General features: G+C 73.5%; 9 protein-coding genes. 2 read left to right on the top strand and 7 right to left on the bottom strand.

Annotated features, from left to right (window positions below):
• Positions 1-4: 4 nt before the first annotated feature.
• The 3 genes from ACMTAK_RS51155 to ACMTAK_RS51145 are packed head-to-tail and all read right to left on the bottom strand — an operon-like array spanning position 5 to position 14072.
• Positions 5-772 carry a hypothetical protein gene (locus ACMTAK_RS51155; protein WP_413812539.1) on the bottom strand — a complete coding sequence of 256 codons (768 nt, stop codon included), beginning with the start codon at positions 770-772 and terminating at the stop codon, positions 5-7.
• Positions 769-2646, bottom strand: coding sequence for a class I adenylate-forming enzyme family protein (locus ACMTAK_RS51150; RefSeq protein ID WP_413812538.1), 1878 nt, complete (start codon positions 2644-2646; stop codon positions 769-771). Before ACMTAK_RS51150 ends, ACMTAK_RS51155 begins: the two co-directional genes overlap by 4 nt.
• Positions 2643-14072: an amino acid adenylation domain-containing protein gene (locus tag ACMTAK_RS51145; protein ID WP_413812537.1), complete on the bottom strand. Its 11430-nt coding sequence runs from the start codon at positions 14070-14072 to the stop codon at positions 2643-2645. The genes ACMTAK_RS51150 and ACMTAK_RS51145 overlap by 4 nt, the downstream gene beginning before the upstream one ends.
• Before the next feature lie 1268 nt (positions 14073-15340).
• Between ACMTAK_RS51145 and ACMTAK_RS51140 the strand changes: the two genes are divergently transcribed.
• Complete coding sequence (locus tag ACMTAK_RS51140; RefSeq protein WP_413812536.1) at positions 15341-16561, top strand: metallophosphoesterase; 1221 nt, start codon at positions 15341-15343, stop codon at positions 16559-16561.
• A gap of 74 nt (positions 16562-16635) precedes the next feature.
• On the opposite strand, the gene ACMTAK_RS51135 is transcribed toward ACMTAK_RS51140, so the two are convergent.
• The 3 genes from ACMTAK_RS51135 to ACMTAK_RS51125 all read right to left on the bottom strand — a co-directional run bounded on the left by ACMTAK_RS51135 (position 16636) and on the right by ACMTAK_RS51125 (position 20160).
• Positions 16636-17769 (bottom strand): hypothetical protein, encoded by a 1134-nt coding sequence (locus ACMTAK_RS51135; protein WP_413812535.1) that lies wholly within the window; start codon positions 17767-17769, stop codon positions 16636-16638.
• A 160-nt stretch (positions 17770-17929) separates the two neighbouring features.
• Complete coding sequence (locus ACMTAK_RS51130) at positions 17930-18880, bottom strand: TauD/TfdA family dioxygenase (protein WP_413812534.1); 951 nt, start codon at positions 18878-18880, stop codon at positions 17930-17932.
• 44 nt (positions 18881-18924) lie between these two features.
• Positions 18925-20160, bottom strand: coding sequence for a cytochrome P450 (locus ACMTAK_RS51125; RefSeq protein WP_413812533.1), 1236 nt, complete (start codon positions 20158-20160; stop codon positions 18925-18927).
• 103 nt (positions 20161-20263) lie between these two features.
• On the opposite strand from ACMTAK_RS51125, the gene ACMTAK_RS51120 reads away from it, so the two are divergent.
• On the top strand, positions 20264-21229 hold the full coding sequence (locus ACMTAK_RS51120; protein WP_413812532.1) for a hypothetical protein: 966 nt from the start codon (positions 20264-20266) through the stop codon (positions 21227-21229).
• A 90-nt stretch (positions 21230-21319) separates the two neighbouring features.
• On the opposite strand, the gene ACMTAK_RS51115 is transcribed toward ACMTAK_RS51120, so the two are convergent.
• Positions 21320-22579, bottom strand: coding sequence for a cytochrome P450 family protein (locus ACMTAK_RS51115; protein WP_413812531.1), 1260 nt, complete (start codon positions 22577-22579; stop codon positions 21320-21322).
• Positions 22580-22586: the final 7 nt, after the last annotated feature.

The following is a 22586-nucleotide window of genomic DNA, read 5'->3' as shown; positions in this document are numbered from 1 at the left end:
CGGCTCAGCGTGGCGGGGTCGTCTCCGGCGCGCCGGCGTCGGCGCAGGTCGCGGCGGGGCTCCTGTCCTTGGCGAGGAAGATGGTCTGCGCCATCATCCGGTAGCCCGACATCCCCTCCCGCAGGGTCTCGATGGACTCCTCCGGGTGCACCGAGTCGATGACCGCGTTCGGACCGACCGCGTTGAACTGATGTGAGACTCCGCGTGGTATCTGCATGTCCACCCAGGAGTTGGGCGGCACGATCACGTTGTGCCGTTCGCGGCGCGCCCCGTCGGGGGTGCCGGGCAGGTCGTCGGCGAAGCAGGACAGCGGTGCGAAGCGTCCCGTCGGGGGGCGGACGGTGATCGGCGACAGGCTGGACACGCGGATCGTGGTGTCCGGGCCGGTCATCATCCGCACGAACCGCAGCCCGGTGTGCAGGTGCATGCGCGAACAGATGTCGCGTGCGGCGGTGTCGTAGAAGTCCATGAGGTAGCGGTCGGCGAAGAAGCCCGGGAAGGGCGGCTCCAGCATGAAGACGTCGCCCTCCTCGAAGACCTGCGCCCGCTTCGGCTCGCCCGCCGGTGCGGGTCGCTCCCCCTCCTCCCGATGGGCCGCCCGGACCAGGCCGGACAGAGCGTCGACAACGGTCAGGGCGGTCTCCGGGGGCAGTTGCACCACCGGGGTGAGCCGGTTGCGGTCGGGGTCCCGGTGGCCTCGGACGTCGAGGATCTCGTCCTCGTGGTCGGGCGACCGCTTCATCCGGCCGGTGGTCTCGGTGGGCTGGATCATCCTGTCGCTCCCGTGTGCTCGTTCGGACCGCAATCGAGGTGGCGCGCCCAGAGGACGCCGCCCGCGTCGTGTCGCCCGGCGCGGAGCACCGAGCAGCCGGTCATGGACGTTCCGCCGCCCCGCTGCCGGGACAGCCACTCCCAGCGGTCCGTTCCCCCGCCGCCGGGGACACCGAGGAAGGACAGCAGCGGGACCAGCGGCCGGGCGGGGCCGCCCGGCGCGGGGCCGTGCGGGAGGAGGACCAGTGCGCCGCCGTCGAGGCGGGTCTCGACGCCCCACGGCACCGGCCCCTCCTCGACGCGGTGCCGGGCGGCCAGCTCCGCGGCCAGTTCCCCGTGCACCGACAGCGGCCACGCGGCGAGCACCTTCGCACGCCACCGCGCCTTGGCGCGGGCGAGTTCCGCGTCGTCGGGGGTGTGCCAGTGCTCGCGCAGGAAGTCGTAGGCGGCCAGGACGGTGTCGTCCCCGGTCCCGGCGTGCCGGGCGGCGGTGTGTTCCGCGAGGGACCGCAGGGCCGGGTCGTTGGTCCCGGAGTCCAGCAGGTGGCGTGCGGTGGCCGCGGCGTGGCGCAGCAGTCGGTCGTACCGCGCGGGCGCCAAGCGGCGGGCGGCCAGCGGCCGGCTCATCACCCGGCGTTGCGGCTTTCCGGTGGCGGTCGCCCGGTACCCGCCGAACTGGACGACCGCGGGCCGCAGCGGCGATCGCTCGCACAGGGTGCGGACCTCGGGCACCGGCTGTTCCGTCGCGACGAGGGCGACGTCGTCGCCGAGCGTGGGCTCGTCCACCGCGACCGCCGCGAACCGGCCGGTGAGGCCCGCCCGGCGCCAGCCGTGCTCGATGTCGAGGGGATGGTGCTTCTCCCCGCCTCGGTTGACGCGCTCGCCCGCGCGGCCCCGCAGGACGAGGAGTCCGTCCCGGAGCTCGCCCAGGTCGCCGGTGCGCAGCCAGCCGTCGTCGGTGACGGCGGCGGCGGTGTTGCGCGGGTCCTGCCAGTAGCCGGTCATCAGGTCAGGGGTTCGGATCCAGACCTCGCCGGATTCCAGGTGGAGTTCGGTATCGGGCAGGGGTACGCCCACCGGGGGCGTCCGCTCCAGGTAGTGGGTGCGGAAGTCGGCGTCGTCGAGCAGCGGCATGGTGAAGCTGAAGTTGACCGCCTCCGTCAGGCCGTAGCCCTGACGCAGCCGCGGGCCGTAGCGGGAGTGGAAGCGCCGGGCCAGGTCGGCCGTGAGCGGGGCCGCGGCGGTGATCAGGTAATCCAGCCCGTCGGGCCACGCGGGAGCGGCCTCGACCAGGTCCGCCAGCAGGGCCGGGACGATGGAGGCCGTCCTGGCGCCGGAAGCGTCCAGCGCGGCGAAGTAGCCGGCCGGGTCGAAGGAGGGGTGCAGGGTGAGCGGTGTGCCGGTGAGGTGGGTGCCGAGCAGTGACATGACCAGTGCGTTGCAGTGGTACAGCGGCAGGCAGGTGCCGTGCGGGCGGTCCGGTGTGATGCCGTGCAGGACCGCTGTGCGGCGTGCGTTGCCGAGAACCGCCCGGCGGCTGAGCACGACCCCTTTCTGTGGACCGGTGGAGCCGGAGGTGAACATGATGAGCGCCGCAGCTTCGGGTATCGGGTGCGCGTCGGGCAGTTGGGTGGGCCGGACCCCGTGGACGTCCACGACGGCCGCGGCGGCGACCCGGGCGGCGCCGGCGGCGAGGTCCGCGTCCCCGGCCCGCGGGTGGAGCGGGACGGCGACGAGTTCCCGGTCGAAGCAGCCGAGCAGGATGTCCGCGAGGCGGCGGCCGCCTGGGAGCCTGATCACCACCCGTGCTCCTGCGGGCAGTTCGTCGAGTGCGGCGCTGTCCGCCTCGTACGTCGCGTCCTCGATGGCGGTCAACGGGCCCTCCCGAGGGCTTCGGTGAGCTGGACGCCGACGGCGTCGATGTGCTGGGGCTGCATCATTTGGTGGTGCCGTGTGTCGACGTGTCCGACGGTCAGCTCGCCGCCGGCGTAGGGCCGCCACAGTTCGTGCGTGGGCGCCGCGCGCCGAGGCTCGCCGGCGGCCTCGATGTAGGTGGTGTGGCCCGCGTAGCGCGGGGGGCGGTAGGCGCGCAGCAGAGCGTCGTTGTGCCGGGAGACGGCGATGACGCGGGCGATGTCGTCCTCGGTGAGGCGGGCGAAGAGGCTGCCCTCGCGGCGCAGCAGTGCCGAGACGGTGGTGAAGTCGAGGGTCTCCGGGGCGAGGCGGTCGTCGTCGAACCCCGCGGCCGTCAGCAGCACCCGGTGCACGCGGTGCTCGTCGATGGGCTCGGCGGGCCCGGCCCCGGTGGCGGCGACGGTGTCGACCAGGAACAGCGTCCCTTCGGGTTCGCCGAGTTCCCGCAGCCGGACGGCCATGGCGTGCGCCACCAGTCCGCCGAAGGACCAGCCGACCAGGTGGTACGGGCCGGAGGGGCGCACTGTGCGCAGCAGTCGCAGGTAGCGCTCGGCCATCTCCTCGACCGTGCCGGGCAGGTCCGCCACTCCCCCGGTGCCCTCGGCCTGGATGCCGTGGACCGGGTGGTGCCGGCCGACGTGCCGCAGCAGGCCGGCGTAACTCCAGCTCATACCGCTCAGCGGGTGGACACAGAACACCGGCGCGGCCGCTCCGGTGGCCCGGAAGGGCACGAGGTGTGCGGGGGTGGACGCGCTCGGCGGCCCGACGAGCAGTCGGCTCAGGGCGGCCGGGGTCGGGGCCTCGAAGACGTTCCGGAGCGCGGGTGCGAGGCCGAGGACGGCGCTTATCCGCTCGGTCAGCCGGGCGGCGAGCAGCGAGTGGCCGCCCAGTTCGAAGAAGTTGTCCTCGGGGCCGACCCTCGGTACGTCGAGGACCTCGGCGAACTGGCGGCACATCAGGTCCTCACGGAGGTCGCGCGGCGGCTCGGCGTCGGTGGCGGCCGCCCAGTCGGGCTCGGGCAGCCGGTCGCGCAGCAGCTTTCCGTTGGCGCCGAGGGGCAGCCGGTCCAGGGCCAGCAGCCGGGCGGGCACCATGTAGTCCGGCAGGTGCCGGGTCAGGTGCGCCCCGACCGCGCCCAGGTCCGCGCCTTTGGGGGTGACGTAGCCGACGAGCCGACGGTCGTCGGCGCCGCGATCGTGCACGGCGACCGCGGCGGCCGTGACCTCCGGGTGCCCGCCCAGCACGGCTTCGACCTCGCCGAGTTCGACGCGGTGACCGCGGATCTTCACCTGGTCGTCGGTCCGGCCGTGGAAGTGGAGCACCCCGTCGCGGCTCCACGACGCGAGGTCACCGGTGCGGTACATCCGCTGGCCGGCCGGTCCGAAGGGGGCCGGCAGGAAGCGGGCGGCCGTCAGTTCGGGGCGGCCCAGGTAGCCGGTCGCGAGGCCCGCGCCGGCCAGGTACAGCTCGCCTGTCGTGCCCGGGGGGACCGGGCGCAGCCGGTCGTCGAGGACGTAAGCGCGGGTGTTGCGCAGCGGCCGGCCGAGCGGCACGGTACCGTCGGTCCGCGCGCCGACCGGGTGGGTGGCGGACCAGACGGTGGTCTCGGTCGGGCCGTAGCAGGCGAGCAGCGACGCGGTGGCGGCGGCCAGCTCCCCGGCGAGTTCCGCGGGGACCGCCTCGCCGCCGACGACGGCGCGTACGTGACGCAGTTGTCGCGGTCGTCGTGCCACGATCGTCCGCCAGAGCGACGGGGTCGCCTGCATCACGGTGACGCGGTGCCGGTCGAGCAGCGCGCACAGCTGGTCGGGGTCGCGCAGCGCGTCCTGGTCGGCGAGGACCATGGCACCGCCGGTGATCAGCGGCAGGTACAGCTCGGGCTTGCACATGTCGAAGCCGATGGGTGCGGAGGCCAGCATCCGGTCATCGGGACCGACCGCGAGCTGCTCGCGCAGGGCGAACAGCAGGTTCACCAGCGCGGTCCGTGGTACGACGACGCCCTTGGGCCGCCCGGTGGAGCCCGAGGTGTAGGTGACGTACGCGGTGTCGGGTGGCACCGTCAGCGGCTCGGCCGCCCCGGCCGTGACAACGGGTCCGGTGGCGGGTCCGGTGGCGTCGCGCACCACGAGGAGGGGCCGGGCGTCGGCCAGGAGCGCCGTGACGCGCTCGGCCGGCAGGGTGGGGTCGACGGGCAGGTAGGCGGCGCCGGTCGCCTGGACGGCGAGGAGGGTGGCGGGCAGGTCGGGGCCTCGGCGCAGCACCACGGCGACCAGGGCTCCGGGGCCCGCCCCGTGCGCGCGGAGTTCCCCGGCGAGGTGTTCCGCCCGCTCGGACAGGTCCCGGTGGCTGAGCACGGTGTCGCCGTGCAGCACGGCGGGTGCCTCCGGGGTGCGGTGTGCCTGGGCCGCGGCGAGCGCCGCCACGGAGGTGTCGGGCGCCTCGCGGTCGGTGCCCCTCCCCAGCCCGGTCAGCCGCTCGTGCTCGCCGTCGACGAGCACCGGCAAGTCGGCGACGGGAAGCTGGGGATCGGCCACGGCCGCGCGGAGCAGCCTCTCCAGGCGGGCGAGCATCAGGCGCGCGGACGCGGGGGTGAACAGTTCGGTGTCGTACTCCAGAAGACCCTCGATCCCGGCCTCACCGCCGTGGACCGTGTAGTGCTGCCGCATGCTCCACAGCAGGTCCATCCGGGAGGCCCCGCCGTGCACGGCGACCGGTTCCGTCCGCAGGCCCGGCAGGTCGAACTCGGCCGCCGGGGTGTCCTGGAACGCCAGCATCACCTGGAAGAGGGGGTGGGCGGCGAGGGAACGCGACGGGTTGACGGCCTCCACCACCCGCTCGAAGGGGACCTCCTGGTGCGCGAAGGCGTCGAGGTCGGTGGCGCGTACCCGCTGGAGGAGTTCGGCGAACGTCGGCGCGCCGCTCAGGTCGGTGCGCAGCACCACGGTGTTGACGAAGCAGCCGACGGTGTCGTGCAGCGCGGCGTCGTGTCGTCCTGCGACGGGTGTGCCGACGGGGATGTCATCACCCGCCCCCAGCCGGTGCAGCAGTGCGGCGACCGCGGTGTGCACCACCATGAACAGGCTGGTCCGGGTGGTCGCGGCGAGCCGGTTCAGGCGGGCGTGCAGCGCGGCGTCGAGGTTGAAGGGGACGGTCTCCCCGCGGTGTGCGGAGACCGGCGGCCGGGGACGGTCCAGCGGCAGCCGCAGCACCTCCGGGGCGCCGTGCAGGATCCGCGTCCAGTGGTCGAGGCCGGTGTCCGGGTCGCGGTCGAGCAGGCGGAGCGTGTAGTCCGCGTAACTCACTGGCGTGCTCGTCCACTGGGGGGCGTCGCCCGCGGCACGGGCCCGGTAGGCGGTGGACAGGTCACGGGCCAGCGGACCGAGCGACCAGCCGTCGGCGGCGATGTGGTGCAGCAGGAGCAGGAGTACGTGGTGGTCGGGTGCGGTCTCGTGGAGCACGGCGCGGACCGGGAGTTCTGTCTCCAGGTCGAAGACGTGCGCGGACGCGGCGGCGAGCAGTCCGGGCAGTTCCGCCTCCGAGGTGACCACCGTCCGGAACGGCAGGCCGTCGGCGTCGCGGATCCGCTGGTACGGCTCGCCGTGGTGTTCCACCACGGTGGTGCGCAGGCTCTCGTGTCTGTCCAGCAGGTCGCCGAGGGCCGCCCGCAGGGGTTCCACCCGCAGCGGCCCGGTGAACCGGACGGCGAAGGACATGTTGTACACGGAGTTGGGGCCGGCGAACCGGTCGAAGAACCACAGCCGACGCTGCGCGGGCGAGAGCGGTACGCGCTCCGGTCGCGGGGCGTCGGCCGCCGCCGCCCGGGCGGGAGCCACGGCAGCGCCCTCCGGGACGTGGCGTGCCAGGTCGGCGACGACCGGGGCGTCGAACAGGGTGCGGATGCTCAGCTCGCGGCCGGTCTCCGCGCGCAGCCGGTTGATCAGACGGGTGGCGAGCAGCGAGTGCCCGCCGAGGTCGAAGAAGTTGTCCTCGGCGCCGACCTCGGCCAGTCCCAGGGTCTCGGCGAACAGGTCGCACAGCAGCCGTTCTTGCGGGTTCTCCGGCCCGCGGCTCACCAGCAGCGAGGTCTCCGGACGCGGCAGGGCGGCGCGGTCCAGTTTGCCGTTCCCGGTCAGCGGGATCTCGTCTACAGGGACGACGAAGGCGGGCACCATGTGCGCGGGCAGCACCGTGCGGGCGTGGGCGCGCAGTTCCGCGGCCGACGGCGTCTCGGCCGGGCCGGACCCGGCCGGTCGCGTGGCCGGGACGGCGTAGCAGAGCAGGCGGCCGCCGTCGGCGCCGGTGTCGGCGAGCACCACGGCCCGGTCCACGGCCGGGTGCTGTTCGAGGACGCGCTCGATCTCGCCGGGCTCGATCCGGTAACCGCGGATCTTCACCTGCTGGTCGATCCGTCCGAGGTACTCCAGCGTGCCGTCCGGCCGCTGCCGCGCGAGGTCACCGGAGCGGTACATCCGGGTGCCGGGCGCGCCGAACGGATCGGGGACGAACCGGCTCGCGGTGAGCGCCGGCCGGTCCAGATAGCCGCGGGTCACGCCGGGGCCGGACACGTGGATCTCGCCGGGGCAGCCCGGCGGCACCGGTCGTAGCGCGTGGTCCAGCAGCCGCAGGCGGAGGTCGGGCAGCGCGGTGCCGATGACGCTCGCGGTCTCTTCGGGGTCGGTCAGCTCGGTGTACGTCGCGTGGACGGTGGTCTCGGTGATCCCGTACATGTTGACCAGGGCGGGCCGGCCCGGACCGTGCCAGGAGCGGACACGGGACGGTTCCAGCGCTTCCCCCGCGCATACGATCACCCGCAGGTCGGGCAGCGCGTCCGCGCCGGCCTCCTCCTCGGCCCGGAGGAGCTGGTAGAAGGCCGAGGGAGTCTGGTTCAGGGCGGTGACTCGCTCCCGGCGCAGCAGTGCCAGGAAGTCCCTGGGCGAGCGGGCCACGTCGTCCGGCACCACCACCAGCCGCCCGCCGCGGCCGAGAGCCGTCCACATCTCCCAGACGGAGACGTCGAAGGCGTAGGAGTGGAACAGGGCGTGTACATCGGCGTCGAACCGGAACCGCTCGTCGGTCGTGGCCAGCAGCCGTACGACATTGCGGTGGGTGACCAGGACGCCCTTGGGCCGGCCGGTGGAACCGGAGGTGTAGATGACGTAGGCGACCGCCTCGGGGTCCACGGTCACGGCGGGCGGGTGCGCCGGGTGGGTGGCGGCCGTGTCGGCGCCGTCGAGGAGGATCTGCGGGTGCGGGACCGGCAGCGGGGCGCCCGTCACGACGAGCACGGGGCCGGCCTCCCCGAGCACCCCCCGGATACGCTCCTCCGGGTACGCCGGGTCCAGGGGCAGATAGCCCGCGCCCGACTTCAGCACCGCCAGGATCGCGACGACGAGGTCCGCCGAACGCTCCAGCACCAGGCCGACCAGGCGCTCCGGTCCCGCGCCGCGCTCGATCAGGAGGTGGGCGAGACGGTTGGCGCGCGCGTCGATTTCCGCGTAGGACAGGGTGGTGCCGCCGTGGGTGAGGGCCGGGGCTGCCGGCCGGCGGCGCACCTGCGCGGCGAACAGGGCGGTCAGCGTGGCCGGCCCGGTGTCCCGGTCCGGGGCGGGCGCGGGGGCTTCGAGGTCGACGCGCTCGTCGGGCAGCAGCAGGTCGACGCGTCCCAGGGGTGCCGCCGGGTCGTCGGCCATCCGGTCGAGGACGGCGCGCAGACGGTCGAGCAGACGGCCGGCCGCCTCCCCGTCGAACAGGTCGGTGTCGTGGTCGAGTTGGAGCCGCAGCCGGTCGCCGGGCACGGCGATCAGGGTCAGCGGGTAGTGGGTGCCGTCGCGGCCCTGGACCACCCGCAGCTCGAGGTCGGGTACCAGGGTGGCGAGTTCCTCGTCGTCGACCGGATAGTTCTCGAAGACGACGACGGTGTCGAAGAGTTCGGCGTGCCCGGTGACCGTCTGCAGGGTCGTCAGGTCGGCGTGCTGGTGGTCGAGCATGGACAGTTGCTGGGCCCGCAGGTCCGCCAGGCAGTCGGCGACCGGCCGACGTGGGTCGAGGCGGACCCGGACCGGCACGGTGTTGATCAGCAGGCCGACGATCCGCGCCGCGCCGGGCAGTTCGGCCGGCCGGCCGGAGACCGTGGCGCCGAACACCACGTCGTCCCGGCCGGTCAGGGTGCCGAGCAGGAGCGCCCAGGCCAGTCGCACGACGATGCTGGTCGTCAGGCCGCCTTCCCGCGCCAGGGCCTCGACGCGGGCGGTGGACTCAGGGTCCAGCTCGGCGGTCGTGCGGCCACGTGCCCCGGTGGCGCCGCGCCGGCCGGGGCCGCCGACCAGGGTCGGGCCGTCCACGGACGCCAGCAGCGCGCGCCATGCCGATTCGTCCGCGCGGGCGTCCCTGGTGGCCAGCCAGTCGAGGAAGGCGCGGTACGGCGTGGCGGGCGGCAGCGGGTGACCGGCGTAGAGCGAGAACAGTTCGTGGACGAGGATCGGCATGGACCAGCCGTCGACCAGGAGATGGTGCGTGGTCAGGACGAAGGTGTGCCGGTCGGCGGACCCGCGCAGCAGCGCGGCGCGCATCAGTGGGGGGTCGGCGAGGTCGAAGCGGCGCCGGCGGTCGGCGGCGAGGAAGCCCTCCAGGTCCTCCGGTTCGGGCCTCTCGTGCCACTCCACGACGGAGCCCGGCACCACCACCTGGACCGGCCGGCCCGACGCGCCGGGCCGGACACCGGCGGAGAGCTGCGGGTGGCGGCTCAGCAGGCGGTGCAGTGCGTCCCGCAACGCGTCGGCGTCCAGTGTCCCGTCGAGGTCGAAGACGAACTGGACGAGGTAGGGGTCCACCCCGTCGTGGTCGTAGAGCGAGTGGAAGAGCAGGCCCTGGGCCAACGGCGGCAGCGGCAGTTCACCGGTGGTGCGGGACCGGACCCGGTCGACCAGCGCGCCCAGGACGTCGAACCACCTCTCGGCCAGGGCGGCGACGCGCGACGCGTCGAGCAGGCCGCCGGGCCAGGACCAGTGGGCGACCAGTTCGGGACCGTCCGGGCGGTCGGTGATCACCGTGTCCAGCTCGACGGCGTGGCTCATGGCCGGCCCGGCCGCGGTGGTCGGGCCGTCATCCGAGGGGGTCCCGGCGGCGGTCACGTCGGCCAGCACCGACCAGGGGCCTTCGCCGCCGACGGAGAAGCGGCCCAGGTAGTTGAAGGCGAACTGCGGCGTGGGGCGGGCGGCGAGGGCGGGAGCGCTCTGCGGGTTGAGGTAGCGCAGCAGACCGTGGGTCAGTCCCGCGCGGCCGGAGTCACGGGTGCGGGACCGCACCTGGGCGACCGCGCCGTCCAGGGCGACCGGGTCGGTCCGCGCCTCGGTCCAGGAGCAGCCGGGGTCGAGTAGCACGGGATACAGGGTGGTGAACCAGCCGACCGTACGGGACAGGTCGAGGTTGTCCGCGAACTCCTCACGTCCGTGGCCCTCCAGGTCCACGAGAAGCGCGTCCGGGCCGTCCCGCCAGTCGGCGGCGGCCAGGGCGAACGCGGTGAGCAGCAGGTCCTGCACCGAGCAGTCGAAAGCCGCGGTCGCGTCGCTCAGCAGGCGCGCGGTGAGCGCGCCGGGCAGGGTGGCGGTGTGGCGGCGCCGGGTGTCCTCGGTGTCCGACGCGGGATCCAGGGGACGCGCGGCGACCGGCGGTTCCACGGGCTCCGGCCGCTGGTGGGGGAACGTGTGGAGCACGGCCGGGTGATGGGCGTACCCCACCAGCGCCTTCGCCCACTGCGCGAAGGACGTCCCGGTCGGTTGCAGCGTCGGGGTCCGGCCGTGGCGTACCGCGTCCCAGGCGGTTTCGAGGTCGTCCCGGAGGATGCGCCAGGAGACGCCGTCGACCCCGAGGTGGTGCACTGTGAGGGTCAGCGCGCCCGCCGTCCCGGGTCCGGGGTCCGTCCAGCGCGCGTGCACCATCCGGCCGCGCTCCGGGTCGGTAGGCGGGCCCGGCCGGTTCAGCTCGACCGGCACGGTGGGCAGCACCTCCAGCGACCAGATCGGGCCCGTGGCGGTCAGACAGAGCCGCAGCATGGGGTGGTGGTCGACGAGGGCCTGCACCACCGCGCGGACCTGTTCCCCGGTGATGCCCACCGGGGTGCGTACGGTCAGGGACTGGACGAATCCGTGAAGTGTGCCGCCGCGTTCGCGCAGCCAGTGCATGACGGGCGTCAGCGGCACCGCGGAGTCGTCCGCGTCGTCCAGCGCGATCCGGTGCGCGGGGAGCCTGTCGTCCGCGAGTGCGGCGGCGAGTCCGGCGACGGTGGGGGTGCGGAACACGTCCGGGGTGGTGATCGCCAGACCGGCACGCTGCGCCGCCGCCGCGAGTTGGATCGCCTGGATGCTGTCACCGCCGAGCCGGAAGAAGTCCTCGTCGAGGGGGACGTCCGGCACGCCGAGCAGCTCGCCCACCAGCCCGGCGAGCAGTTTCTCGGCGGGCGTGCGCGGGGCCGAGCCCCTTCCGGCGCTACGAACAGCGACCGCGGACTCGAGCGCGGGCAGCGCGGCCCGGTCCAGCTTGCCGTTGCGGGTCAGGGGCAGCCGGTCAACGGCCACCACTGCGGTCGGCAGCATGTAAGCGGGCAGCCGGTCCCGCACCCGGTCGAGCAGCGCCACCGTGTCGAGGCCGTCCGCCGCACCGCCGGACGCGGTCACGTAGGAGACCAGCCGCCGCCCTCCCGGGCGCTCCTGTGCGACGGTCGCGGCCTGCCGGACCCGCGGGTCGGCACCTAGCACGGCGTCGATCTCGCCCGTCTCGATCCGGTGACCGCGCAGCTTGACCTGTCCGTCGGCGCGACCGGCGAACTCCAGCCGACCGTCCGCGCTCCACCGGGCCAGGTCGCCCGTGCGGTAGACGCGCGCCCCCGGCGGCCCCGACGGGTCGGGGATGAAGCGCTCCGCGGTCGCGCCCGCGCGCCCGACGTAACCGCGCGCCACCCCCGCTCCCCCGAGATACAGCTCCCCCACCGACCCCGGCGGCACGGGCCGCAACGCGTCGTCGAGAAGCAGCACCCGCTTGCCGTCCAGCGGGGCGCCGATGGGGACGGACGCGGCGTCCGCGGGCAGTTCCGGGACGGCGTACCGGGTCGCGAAGACCGTGGTCTCGGTGGGCCCGTAACCGTTGACGACGGTGAGATCCGGCAACGCCTGACGCACCGCGCGGACGGCGTCCGGGGACACCACGTCCCCTCCGGTCCACACCTGGCGAACACCGGCCAGGCAGGCCGGGTCCTCAGCGGCGATGGCGTGGAAGAGTCCCGCGGTCAGCCACAGCCCGGTCACCCCGGTCTCCGCCACGGTCCGGGCCAGTTCGGCCGGGCCGAGATGTCCCGGCGCGGCGACGACCACCTCACCGCCGGTCAGGAGCGGCACCCATAGCTCCAGGTTGAACGCGTCGAAGGCGTGCGGCGAGTGCAGCAGGACCCTGTCCGCGCCGCCCTCGGACCACCAGCGGTCGGCGGCGAGCCCGGCCAGGGCGCCCTGGGTGATGCCGACCCCTTTGGGCCGGCCCGTGGAACCGGACGTGAACATCACGCAGGCGAGGGCGTCCGGTGACGTCCCGGCCCCGGCGGGCGCATCATCGGCGGCCGCGCCGGAGTCGGCCCGCACGTCCAGCAGGCGCAGTCCGCGGTCGCGGGCGTACGTCACGATGGCGTCGCCCCCGGTGTGCCGGTCGGTGACCAGCAGCCGCGCGTCCGCGTCGGACAGGACGGCCTCCTGCCGGGGCGACGCGTCGTCCCGGTGCAGGGGTACGTACGCCGCGCCCGTCCACACCACGGCGAGAGCGGCGACGACCAGATCCACCGAGCGTTCCAGAAGCAGGGCGACAGTGCGCTCCGGCCCCGCACCGGCGGCGACCAGCGCGCCCGCCAACGCAGCGACACGCCCGCCCAGTTCGCGGTAGGTCAGCCGCTCACCCGTTCCGGCGCAGCGCACCGCGAAGGCGTCCGGGTTACGGCGTACCCGGTCCGCGAACCGGTCTACGGCGGTGGCGGCGGGTGCGGCCGAGGTGGGCGCGCCCGTGCCCAGCGCGACGAGACGGCGGCGCTCCCTGGTAGTGGTGATCGCCACTCGCGCCAGGGGCGTGTCGCGTTCGGCGCGCGCCACCTGCCTCAGCACGTGCGGGAAGCGGTCGGCGACGCCTCGCAGGAGGTCCTCGCCGTGGTTGGCGGGGTTGGCGTCGAAATCGAGGCGCAGTTCGCCGTCACCACGGTCGTGCGCGAAGAATGAGAGGTCCTCGCACGGCGGCGCCTGGAGGTTGCGGACGGTCGCGGTGACCGAACCGAAGCGCAGCGGCCGGTCGAACCGCTGGATGTTGAGGAGCGGCCCGAAGAACCTTCGTCCGTCGTCGGGACAGTCCACCTCCCGGCGCAGGCGCTCGCCCCGGTAGCGCTGGTGCCGGCGTACCGCCCGCAGTTCTTCGGCCACTTCGTCGAGCAGGTGGCCGACGGACGCGGCCGGGTCGACGCGGAGCCGCAGCGGCAGGACGTTGGCCGTCATCGCCGGGACGCGGCGGACGAGTTCGGCGGACCGGCCGGCGACCGGCAGGCTCAGGACGACGTCCCGGTCACCGGTCATCGCGTGCGACTGGATCGCGGTGGCCGCGGTGAACAGCCGGGTCCAGCGGTGCCCGAGCCGCCGCGCGCCGTTCCTCAGCTCGACGAACTCCGCCGCCGGCACACCCCTGCTCGTGCGCAGCGACCGGTCCGACGCCGCGGCCGGACCCGCGCCGAGCGTCGGGAAGTGCGACCGGCCCGCCAACCGCTCCCTCCACCGGTCGCCGTCCGCGTCGTGCTCGGCGGAACCGCGGTATGCCGTCTCGGCGTCGATCAGCGCCCGAAGCCCGCTCCAGCCGCTTGGCGGCACCGGGCTGCCCTCGTACAGATGGCTGTAGACCTCAGCGGCCCGTTCGGCGAACAGGGCCATGCCCGCCCCGTCGAGGGCGATGTGATGGACCCGGTGGAACAGCAGAGTGCGGTCGTCGCTCACGCGCAGCACCGCGCCGAGGAACAGCGGCCCCGCGTCGCAGCCTCCCGACTCGGCCATGGCCGCCCGCATCCACTTCAGCGCCGCGGCGTCCGGGTCGGGCCTCTCCCGCAGGTCGACCGTCTCGACGACATGCTCGGCATCGGCGACGAGCCACTGCACGGGGGCCGCCGAACCGGCCGCTCGGATACGGACGTTCACCGCCTCGCAGTCGGCGGCCGTCCTGGCGACCGCGGTCGCGAGCAGGTCGACGGCGACGGGGCCGTCCAGCTCGAGGTACTCCGCCCACTGGTAGGCGCCGGGCTCTCCGAACCCCCCGCGTTCGGCGACCCATACCCCCAGCTGCGCGTCGGTGAGCGGCAGTTCAGCACGGTTGTCAGGCATATGAGCGAGCGTTCCCATCCGTCCCGTCGGTGGTATGCCGACGACTGCCGTCCGATGTGTCCGTGTCGATCGAGAAACGATGCGCACCATCGAAACACAACAGGCAATGGATGAGTAAAGTAATGGCAACGTGATAGATCTCACGATTAGTCAGGTAACGGCAAAGACGCAGGTGGCGAGGTCTTCGCAAGACGGAAGGAGGAATTCCAGCCTGCGCGAGGCTGCTTTACCTTCCTCTCTGAGAACTCGACCAAAAAGTCACACAGTGGCCGATTGACCTCCATCGCCGATAAGGAACCTTTCCGACCTCAGTTCAAGCAGGCCAGCCGGCCGGTGAGGACGACTTGGACAAGGGTGGTGATGCGGGTGTGTTTTCGACAAGGTGAAGAAGAGCCGCCCCTTTCGGAGGGACATACGACAGTGCCGGGGACAGGCCGGAGTTGTCCGCGGTGACGATGCCGGTGCGGGCCGACAGTTTCACGGCGTCCGGGACCCCTGGCCGCGTGTCCCGGACAGGCGCGGTCGCAGCCAGCGGTCACGGATGCCAGACCGGCGCCGGCGGCCTCCTCGCCGGACGGCACTCTTCTCGCCACCGCAAGCAGCGACAGCACGGTGCGGATATACGAGTGTGAGCCCACAGACAACGCCCGGCGAATCAAGTGCCATCACCATGTGGGCACAGCGATGCTGAACCCGTACCAGAGAACGCCAGGGAGCGGCGCGCCCCGTGTCAAGAGTCGTTGGCTGAGGTCTGCCAGGATGTGCTGGACGCCGCGCAGCCGCAGAATCCAGGGCGAGCTCGCCCGGCTGGGCCACGGGATCGGCGCCTCCACGGTGTGGAGGATTTGACTGCAGCCGGTGTCGATCCGGCTCCTCGCCGCATGGGGCCGCCATGGCGCGATTTCCGTACGGCTCAGGCCGGCTCCATCATCGCCTGCGACTTCCTGCACATCGACCTGGTGGACCTTCGCCGGGTCTACGCGCCGGTCTTCCTCTGATCTGGAACGAGACCCACGCTCGGCACATCCCCGACGTCTACGCCCGGCACTACAACGGCCATCGCCCCAGCAACGAGTACAGGTACGCGGCCTGACCTGCCGCGACGAGTTTCTGAACGGCACAGGTTCGACCGGCGCGACGAGCAGCATCCGCACGGCCACGTCGGCCCCGCGCCAGCGGGGGAGTTCAGCGAGGGCCGAACCGGTCCGGCCGGCCCAAGGCGACCGGATACAGTGCGCGAGAGGGCAGCCTGGTCAGGGAGGGGAAGCGTGACCGACACCAGCAACACCCGGCCCGCCGAGGGTGAGGCGCAAGCGCCGCGGCAGGGCCCACCGCGCCGCCTGATGCGCTACCTCCCCCTGATCGCCCCCGTCCTGCTGTGGGCCGTGCCCTGCTGGGTGCTCCTGCACACCGGCCAGCACTGGCCGCTGCCCGTCACGCTGGCCGGCACCGCCCTGTTCACCCTCGGCCTCATCGGTATGCCGCTCGCGATGGTGCGCGGCCACGGCCCGCGCCAGCAGGACCGGGCGGCGATCATCGGCGACACCCTGCTGGGCACCATCTGGACTCTGTTCACCTGGTCCGTTCTGCTCGGCGTCCTCCTGCGGCTCGTCCTGACCGTGGCCGGCGTCGGCGAGAGCCAGGACCGGGCCCGAATCGTCGCCTGGGCCGTCCTCGGCACAACCGCCGTACTGCTCGGCTGGGGGTACGCCGAGGCCCGCCGCGTGCCACGCGTGCGCAGACTCGACGTCCAACTCCCCCGGTTGGGTGCCGGGTTGGACGGCATCCGCGTCGCCCTCATCACCGACACCCACTACGGCCCACTCGATCGCGCTCGCTGGTCGACGCGGGTATGCGAGACGGTGAACACTCTGGAAGCCGACCTGGTCTGCCACACCGGCGACATCGCGGACGGCACGGCCGAACGCCGCCGCGCCCAGGCCGCCCCACTCGGTACCGTGCGGGCCACCCGGGCCCGGGTATACGTCACCGGCAACCACGAGTACTACAGCGAGGCCCAGGGCTGGGTCGACCTGATGGACGAGCTGGGCTGGGAGCCGCTGCGCAACCGCCATCTGCTGCTCGAACGCGGAGGCGACACCCTCGTGGTCGCCGGCGTGGACGACGTCACCGCCGAGTCCTCCGGCCTGGCAGGCCACCGCGCCCACCTCGCCGGAGCCCTGAACGGCGCCGACCCCGACCTACCCGTCCTGCTCCTGGCACACCAGCCCAAGTTCGTCGACCGGGCGGCAGCCGCCGGCATCGACCTCCAACTCTCCGGCCACACCCACGGCGGCCAGATCTGGCCCTTCCACCACCTCGTCCGCATCGACCAGCCCGCCCTCGCCGGCCTCAGCCACCACGGCCCCCGCACCCTCCTCTACACCAGCCGCGGCACCGGCTTCTGGGGCCCGCCGTTCCGCGTCTTCGCCCCCAGCGAGATCACCCTCCTCGTGCTCCGCTCCCCGCACCTGCCCACCTCGGGATAGCACTCGACGGGCCGACACATCCGCTTGGCGCCTGACGAGGGCGGATGCCCGTCAGGCGCCCTGGGCGTACCCCATCAGTTCCCCGGCACCGCGTCCGTGGCGGCGATCGCGCAGACCGGACGGGTGCGGGCGGCGTACGAGCGGGCCGCGGCGATCAGTCCGAAGCCCAGGCCGCCGAAGGCCAGCCCGCCGAAGAGCACCATCCAGGTGATTCCCGCGCTGGAGGTGAACGCTCCGTCCGGTTTGATCCGAGGCAGCACACCTGCGGCGCTGAGCGGGGCGTAGATCACGAGGACGACGCCGTACACCGACAGGCCGATGGCCGACAGCCACGCCGGGAGGAGTGGCAGGAGCCGGGGCACCCGCCGCCCGGTGAGGAGGAGCGTCCAGCGTGGGAACACCTGGCCCCAGGGGTACATCAGCCCCAGCAGCAGGAAGATCCCGGCCAGCGCGGCCAGGACGGTGACGTCGATGCCCACCGAGGCGAGTGCCTTGGCCACGCCCGAGCCGCCCTCGTTCTCCGCGCGCCACTTCTCCGCCGTGACGCTCAGCGCGTCGCCGCCGAGCGTCCAGACAGTCTTGACGACCGCCCACGGCAGAAGGCCGCTCATCAGCAGGTACACCTGGACCCGGGTCCGCCGGGACGCCACGGAGGCGGGCGGGTGGACCAGCGGCCCGCTGCCGTCGCCGGTGTGCCCGGCCCCGCACCGCGGACACCGGCCCCGCAGCCGCCGCCGGTGGGAGACGCCGACCAGCAGCAGCAGGGCCAGGCCCACGGTGTTCAGCAGGACATGGGCGAAGCCGGTCGCGCTCTCCACGCCCGATAACGACGCCAAGGTGACGACGTACGCGGGCAGGCTCGCCATGCCCATCCCGAAGACGGGGATCGCCACGGCCAGCACCGCCGCCACCGCCACCCGGCCGCGCCGCGCGAGTGGCCGGGAGGTGGCCAGGCAGCCGCCGGCAGCCAGCAGGGCGAGGGCGGCCAGCGCGAGTTGGACGCCGGGTGCGTAGGCCACATGCGGCGACCAGGGCACGGTGGTGCCCGCGACGGCCCAGACCACCTGGACGGCGGCGTACCCCACGCCCCACGCCGCGGTGGCGTGGGGCGCCCACCGGGGCCACCGCCGCGGCCATGTCCGCCACCCGGGCTCCGGGGACGGCAGCCCGGGGCCGGGGCGGGCCGGGGTTTGCGCGGAAACAGTCACCGTGACCTCCGGTTTCGCGGTGCCGACAATCAAGCCTGTCCCGTAGGGTCGGGGGGCGCATCCGTCCTGGGGCGCACCGCCTCCGCCGCGCGGGGGAGGACGGATGCGCCTCGCGGATGACACCCCGCCCCTCCCCGCCCGTCCCGCGGGGCCGGGCGGATCAGAACAGGACGTTTCCGTTGCCGGCCCGGTGGGCCCGGGTACGGCGGTGGTCCAGATGGATGAAGGTGCGGTGCAGCCACCGGTCGTAGCCGTCGTACTTGGGCTGGTACGCGGTGCGCCCGTGAATGGCGATGCGGTTGTCCACGACGGCCATCTCCCCCGGCCGAAGGACCAGCGTCCGCGCGGCCTGGAGGAACGCGCCCCGCAGGGCCTCCATCGCCACCTTCGCCTCGTCGTCGTCGGTGGTCGTCGCGTGGAAGTCCACCTTCACATCGGGATCGTCCGGGTCCCCCCTGAGCACCGCGTGCGCGGGGTCGGGGCCGCCGCCGCTGAAGGACGGCGGCGGGGTGGTGGTGAAGCGCTCCTCCCGCAGGACGCGCAGCGTCCCGGGGCTCAGCAGCCCCAGGGCGGTACGGATCGACGACACCATCGTGCCGGCGTTCAGGGGCTGGTCGTTGCGCAGACAGAGCAGGCCGACGTAGTCGGGGCAGTGCGGATGGAACGCGTTCTCCACGTGCAGCTCCAGCGGGGTGGAGCCGGCATTGCTCTGCGACTCCTCGCGGCCGGGCACGGGCACCACGTTCTGGACGAGCGCACCGGACTTCTCGTCCCGGTACGCCGCTATCTCGCCGATCTGCAGGGTGACCATCACGGCGACGGCGGCGGGCACGGTGGCGGTGCGCTCCACCGACTCGGGCACGGTGGGAGTCAGGGGCAACTTCGCTTCGTCCACCGGCAGATCGCGCACGATCAGAACGCCGTCCCGCCCGGGGTCGTGGCGAAAGAGGCGGGTGGCCTCCCGCAGCCGCGCCGGAAGACGGCAGGACATTCTCCGGGCCTCTGCCACCCAGCGCGGATCGTCGATGAGGCCGGGCGCGGTGGCGGCCAGTTCGGCCGCCAGCGCGCCCGTCTCCCGGCGGTCCGCGGCGGACAGGTTCACAGTGATCATGTCTCTCCTAGATGTCCTCAGGGCTGACCCGACGCCGGCGCTGGTCAGCGCGACGAGGTCGTGCGGCGGGTGAGGGTGACGGGCAGCGAGGTGAAGCCCCAGATCAGGTTGGACCGCATGCGCCGCGCCGCGCCGCGCTGCGCGACCTGGTCCACCCGGGCCAGCAACTCCTCGAAGAAGATGGTCAGTTCGCTGGTGGCGAGCGCGGAGCCGAGGCAGAAGTGGGTGCCGGTGGCGAAGGTGAGGTGGCGGTTGGGGGTACGAGCGATGTCGAAGCGGTCGGGATCGGCGAACACCGCCCCGTCACGGTTGGCCGCGGGCAGCCACACCGCCACCTGGTCGCCGGGCCGGATCCGGTGGCCGCCGAGGTCCACCTCGCGCCGCGCGGTGCGCAGCACATGCAGTGCGGGGCTGGTGAAGCGCAGGATCTCCTGGACGGCCGACGGCAGCAGCTCGGGCTCGGCGCGGAGCCGGGCCCACTGGTCGGGCGCCCGGAGGAATGCCAGCAGCCCGCCGATGGTGGCGTGGCGGGTGGTCTCGTTGCCACCGGAGATGAGCCCGTTGCAGTTGAGCAGGACGTCCTCATCCGTCAGGGGCGCACCGTCGACGGTGCCGTGGGCGAGGGCGCTGACGATGTCCTCCTGCGGATCGCGCCGCCGCCGGGCCAGCAGGTTGTCGTAGTAGACGAGGAGTTCCGTGTGCGCCTCGGCGATCCGCTGGGGGTCGGTGCCGGCTTCCTCATCCGCCCCGAAGGCGATCATGGTGAGCTTGAGCATGAAGTCCCAGTCGGCTCGCTCCACGCCGAGCATGTCGGAGATGACCGAGACCGGGAGGCGCGCCGCGACCTGCGCGAAGTCGACGTCGCCCTGGTCGAGCGCGGTCTCGATGACCTCGACCGCGGTCTGCCGGATGGTGTCGGTGAGCCGTCCCACCATCCGCGGGGTGAACGCGGAGTTGATGACGCGGCGGATGCCGCCGTGCCGGGGCGGGTCGGTGACGATGAGCATCTTCCCGGCCGCGGCCTCGTTGGACGCCGGGTCGGCGTCCAGGCGCATGCCGCCAGTGGACGAGAAGGTGGCGGCGTCCTTGAGCACCTGGGCCGCCGGATCGTGGCCGAGGACGGACCAGTAGTCGGCGGCGTGGGGCCGCCGGGTGAGGAAGACGGGGTGGACGGTGCGCAGCCGCCGCCATACCTCCTCGATGCCGTCCTCGGTGTAGCGGCGGGGGTCAGCCAGGTCGGGTGGTGCGGTGATGAGCAGCGGGTCGGTGGTCTGGGACATGGGGTCTGCCGATTCTCGATTCTTGGAAGCCGACTGCCATTTCGCGCGGGCGCGTTCGTACTGTGTGCTCGGCAGCGGCGAGCGGATGGACGGGAGAGCTGACATGGCGTCAACACAACGACGGGGGCGGGCCCGCGCGGCGTGGGCGGTCGCGGGGTGCGCGGCCACGTTCGCCGCGACCGCCCACGCCCGCCGCCGTGAGCGGGGGCCGTTCCCCGGCGAGCGGTTGCTCAAGGGCGCCTCCGCCGCGGGTGGCCTGGCGCTGGCGGCGCTCACGGCCGTACCCGCGGCCCGGCACCGGACGCGGGGGGCCGCTCAGCTGGCGGCGCGCGGCGCGGCCGCGGGGCTGGTTCAAGGTGGGAGTCACCTCCTGTTCGACGCGCTGGCCGTGGCCCTGCGCCGTACGGCCGGAACGACGGACCCGGACGCCGCCGAAGTGGTCCCGGGCCGGGTGGCGGCCCGCTGTCTCGCCCTCGGCTCGGCCGCGCTGACGCTCTCGGCCGCCCGGTGGCAGGCGCGGGAGGGAGCACTGGCCTGTCCGCGGTGCGGGCGGCGGCCGCGGGCGGCCGCGTCGCGGGCCCTGGTGTGGAGTGGCTACGCGGCGTGCGCGCTGTCCCTGCCGTACCCGGTGGTGAAGCTGGCCTGGGAGTGCGGCAGCGACATCGGTATCACCCGGCCCGAGGTGATCCACGCCGTCCCGGGCGGCTGGCTGCCGGTCGTGCCCGCCCTCGCCGGATCGCTCCTGTCACTGGCGCTGGTCCGGCCGTGGGGCCGGGTGTTCCCGCGCTGGGTCCCGGTGGCCGGGGGTTCGCGGGTGCCACGGCCGCTGGTGCTGGTGCCGAGCTGTTTCGGCCTCGCGGTGCTGGCCGAGGTGGCCCCGGCGGCGCTGGTGGCGGGTGTGCGGTATGTCAACGACCCGGCCACGCCGCCGGTCGAGGAGATCGGGCTGCGCCCGTGGGTTCCGCTCATGTTCTATTCCTCCTGGGTGTTGTGGGGCGTCGCGCTGGCGGGCGCGGCCTGGGAGTACCACCGCACCACCGCGGACTGCCCGGCCTGTGCGCGGTCGTGAGGTCTCCGGCCCGGCGGGGCAAGGGCCGGGCCGGAGACGCTCGCGGGGCCCGTGGGGTGGATCCCGGAGCGGGACCCACCCCACGGGGTGTCAGGTGAGCAGCACGGACAGCGTCAGCGGGGTGCGGGAGATGGGATTGGGGATGAACGGCACGTCCCCGTCACCGGCCAGCCGCAGCCGCGGGAAGCGCTCCAGCAGCCGCCCGATGGCGATCGCCCCCTCCATCCGGGCGAGCGGGGCGCCCAGACAGTGGTGGATGCCGTAGCCGAACGTCAGGTGGCCGCCGGCCTGGCGGGTGACGTCCACCCGGTCGGGATCCGGGAACTGCCCGGGGTCCCGGTTCGCGGCGCCCAGGGACAGCAGCACCGGCTGGCCCTTGCGGATGGTGACCCCGGCGACGGTGGTCGGGGCGCCGGAGATCCTGACGTTGGTGAGGAACAGCGACGGGTCGAACCGCAGGAACTCCTCGACCGCGCCCGGCATCAGCGACGGGTCCCGCTCCACCAGCGCGCGCTGCTCGGGGTTGCGCAGCAACGCGTGCACGCCGTTGCCGATGAGGCCCACGCTGGTCTCGAACCCGGCGAGCAGCACGATGAACGCGGTCGAGATCAGCTCGATCTCGCTGAGCCTGCCCTCGTCGGCGTCCCGGGCCTGCACCATCTGGCCCAGCAGGTCCTCGGTGGGGTGGGCGCGCCGCTCGGCGATGAGCTCCTTGATGACGTCGATGATCCGGTAGGCGATCTCCTCCCGGCCCTCGTGGGTATCACCGCCGCTGAAGTCGCGGGCGTTCCGCGACCAGTCGTGGAAGACCTGGCGACGGTCCTCGGGGACGCCCAGCAGTTCGCAGATCAGGACCAGCGGCAGCTGCCAGGCATAGCGCTCCATCAGGTCAACGGGGCTGCCGTCAGCGCCCTCCTCGGCCAGGCGGTCCAGCAGCTCGGCGGCGGTCTCTTCAACCCGCGGCCGCATCCGCTCGGTCTGCCGCCCGGTGAACGCGCCGCTGAGCAGCTTGCGCAGCCGTGTGTGCTTGGGCGGGTCGGTCACCACCGGGTGCTCGTTGTAGATCCGCCAGATGCCGCCCTCCTCGTCGGAGACCGGGTCGTCCTCCGGGTCCGGCTTCTGCCGCAGCACCGGGTCCAGGTGGGCCAGCCGGATGTCCTCGTAGCGGGTGGGCACCAGCCACCGCGAACCGTCCGGCAGCTCCGCCCACCAGACGTGCGACTTCTCCCGCAGCCGGGCGAAGAAGCCGTACTGGTCGCGCACCAGCTCGGGGTCCATCAGCTGGAAGACGGGGACGCCGTCGCCGGACGGGCCCGCCGGATCCTGGCGCGCGTCGGTCGCTTGTCGCATCGCGTGT

The sequence above is a fragment of the Streptomyces lacaronensis genome (assembly GCF_047337785.1).
Taxonomy (GTDB): Bacteria; Actinomycetota; Actinomycetes; order Streptomycetales; family Streptomycetaceae; genus Streptomyces; species Streptomyces lycopersici.
The sequence above is the reverse complement of the archived record's forward strand: the minus strand, read 5'-3'. Positions and strand labels throughout refer to the sequence as shown.

Excerpts from the sequence above, each read along its gene's own strand:
- ACMTAK_RS51155 (WP_413812539.1), bottom strand. The coding sequence starts at position 772 with ATGATCCAGCCCACCGAGACCACCGGCCGGATGAAGCGGTCGCCCGAC.
- ACMTAK_RS51145 (WP_413812537.1), bottom strand. The coding sequence starts at position 14,072 with ATGCCTGACAACCGTGCTGAACTGCCGCTCACCGACGCGCAGCTGGGG.
- ACMTAK_RS51130 (WP_413812534.1), bottom strand. The coding sequence starts at position 18,880 with ATGATCACTGTGAACCTGTCCGCCGCGGACCGCCGGGAGACGGGCGCG.
- ACMTAK_RS51125 (WP_413812533.1), bottom strand. The coding sequence starts at position 20,160 with ATGTCCCAGACCACCGACCCGCTGCTCATCACCGCACCACCCGACCTG.
- ACMTAK_RS51120 (WP_413812532.1), top strand. The coding sequence starts at position 20,264 with ATGGCGTCAACACAACGACGGGGGCGGGCCCGCGCGGCGTGGGCGGTC.
- ACMTAK_RS51115 (WP_413812531.1), bottom strand. The coding sequence starts at position 22,579 with ATGCGACAAGCGACCGACGCGCGCCAGGATCCGGCGGGCCCGTCCGGC.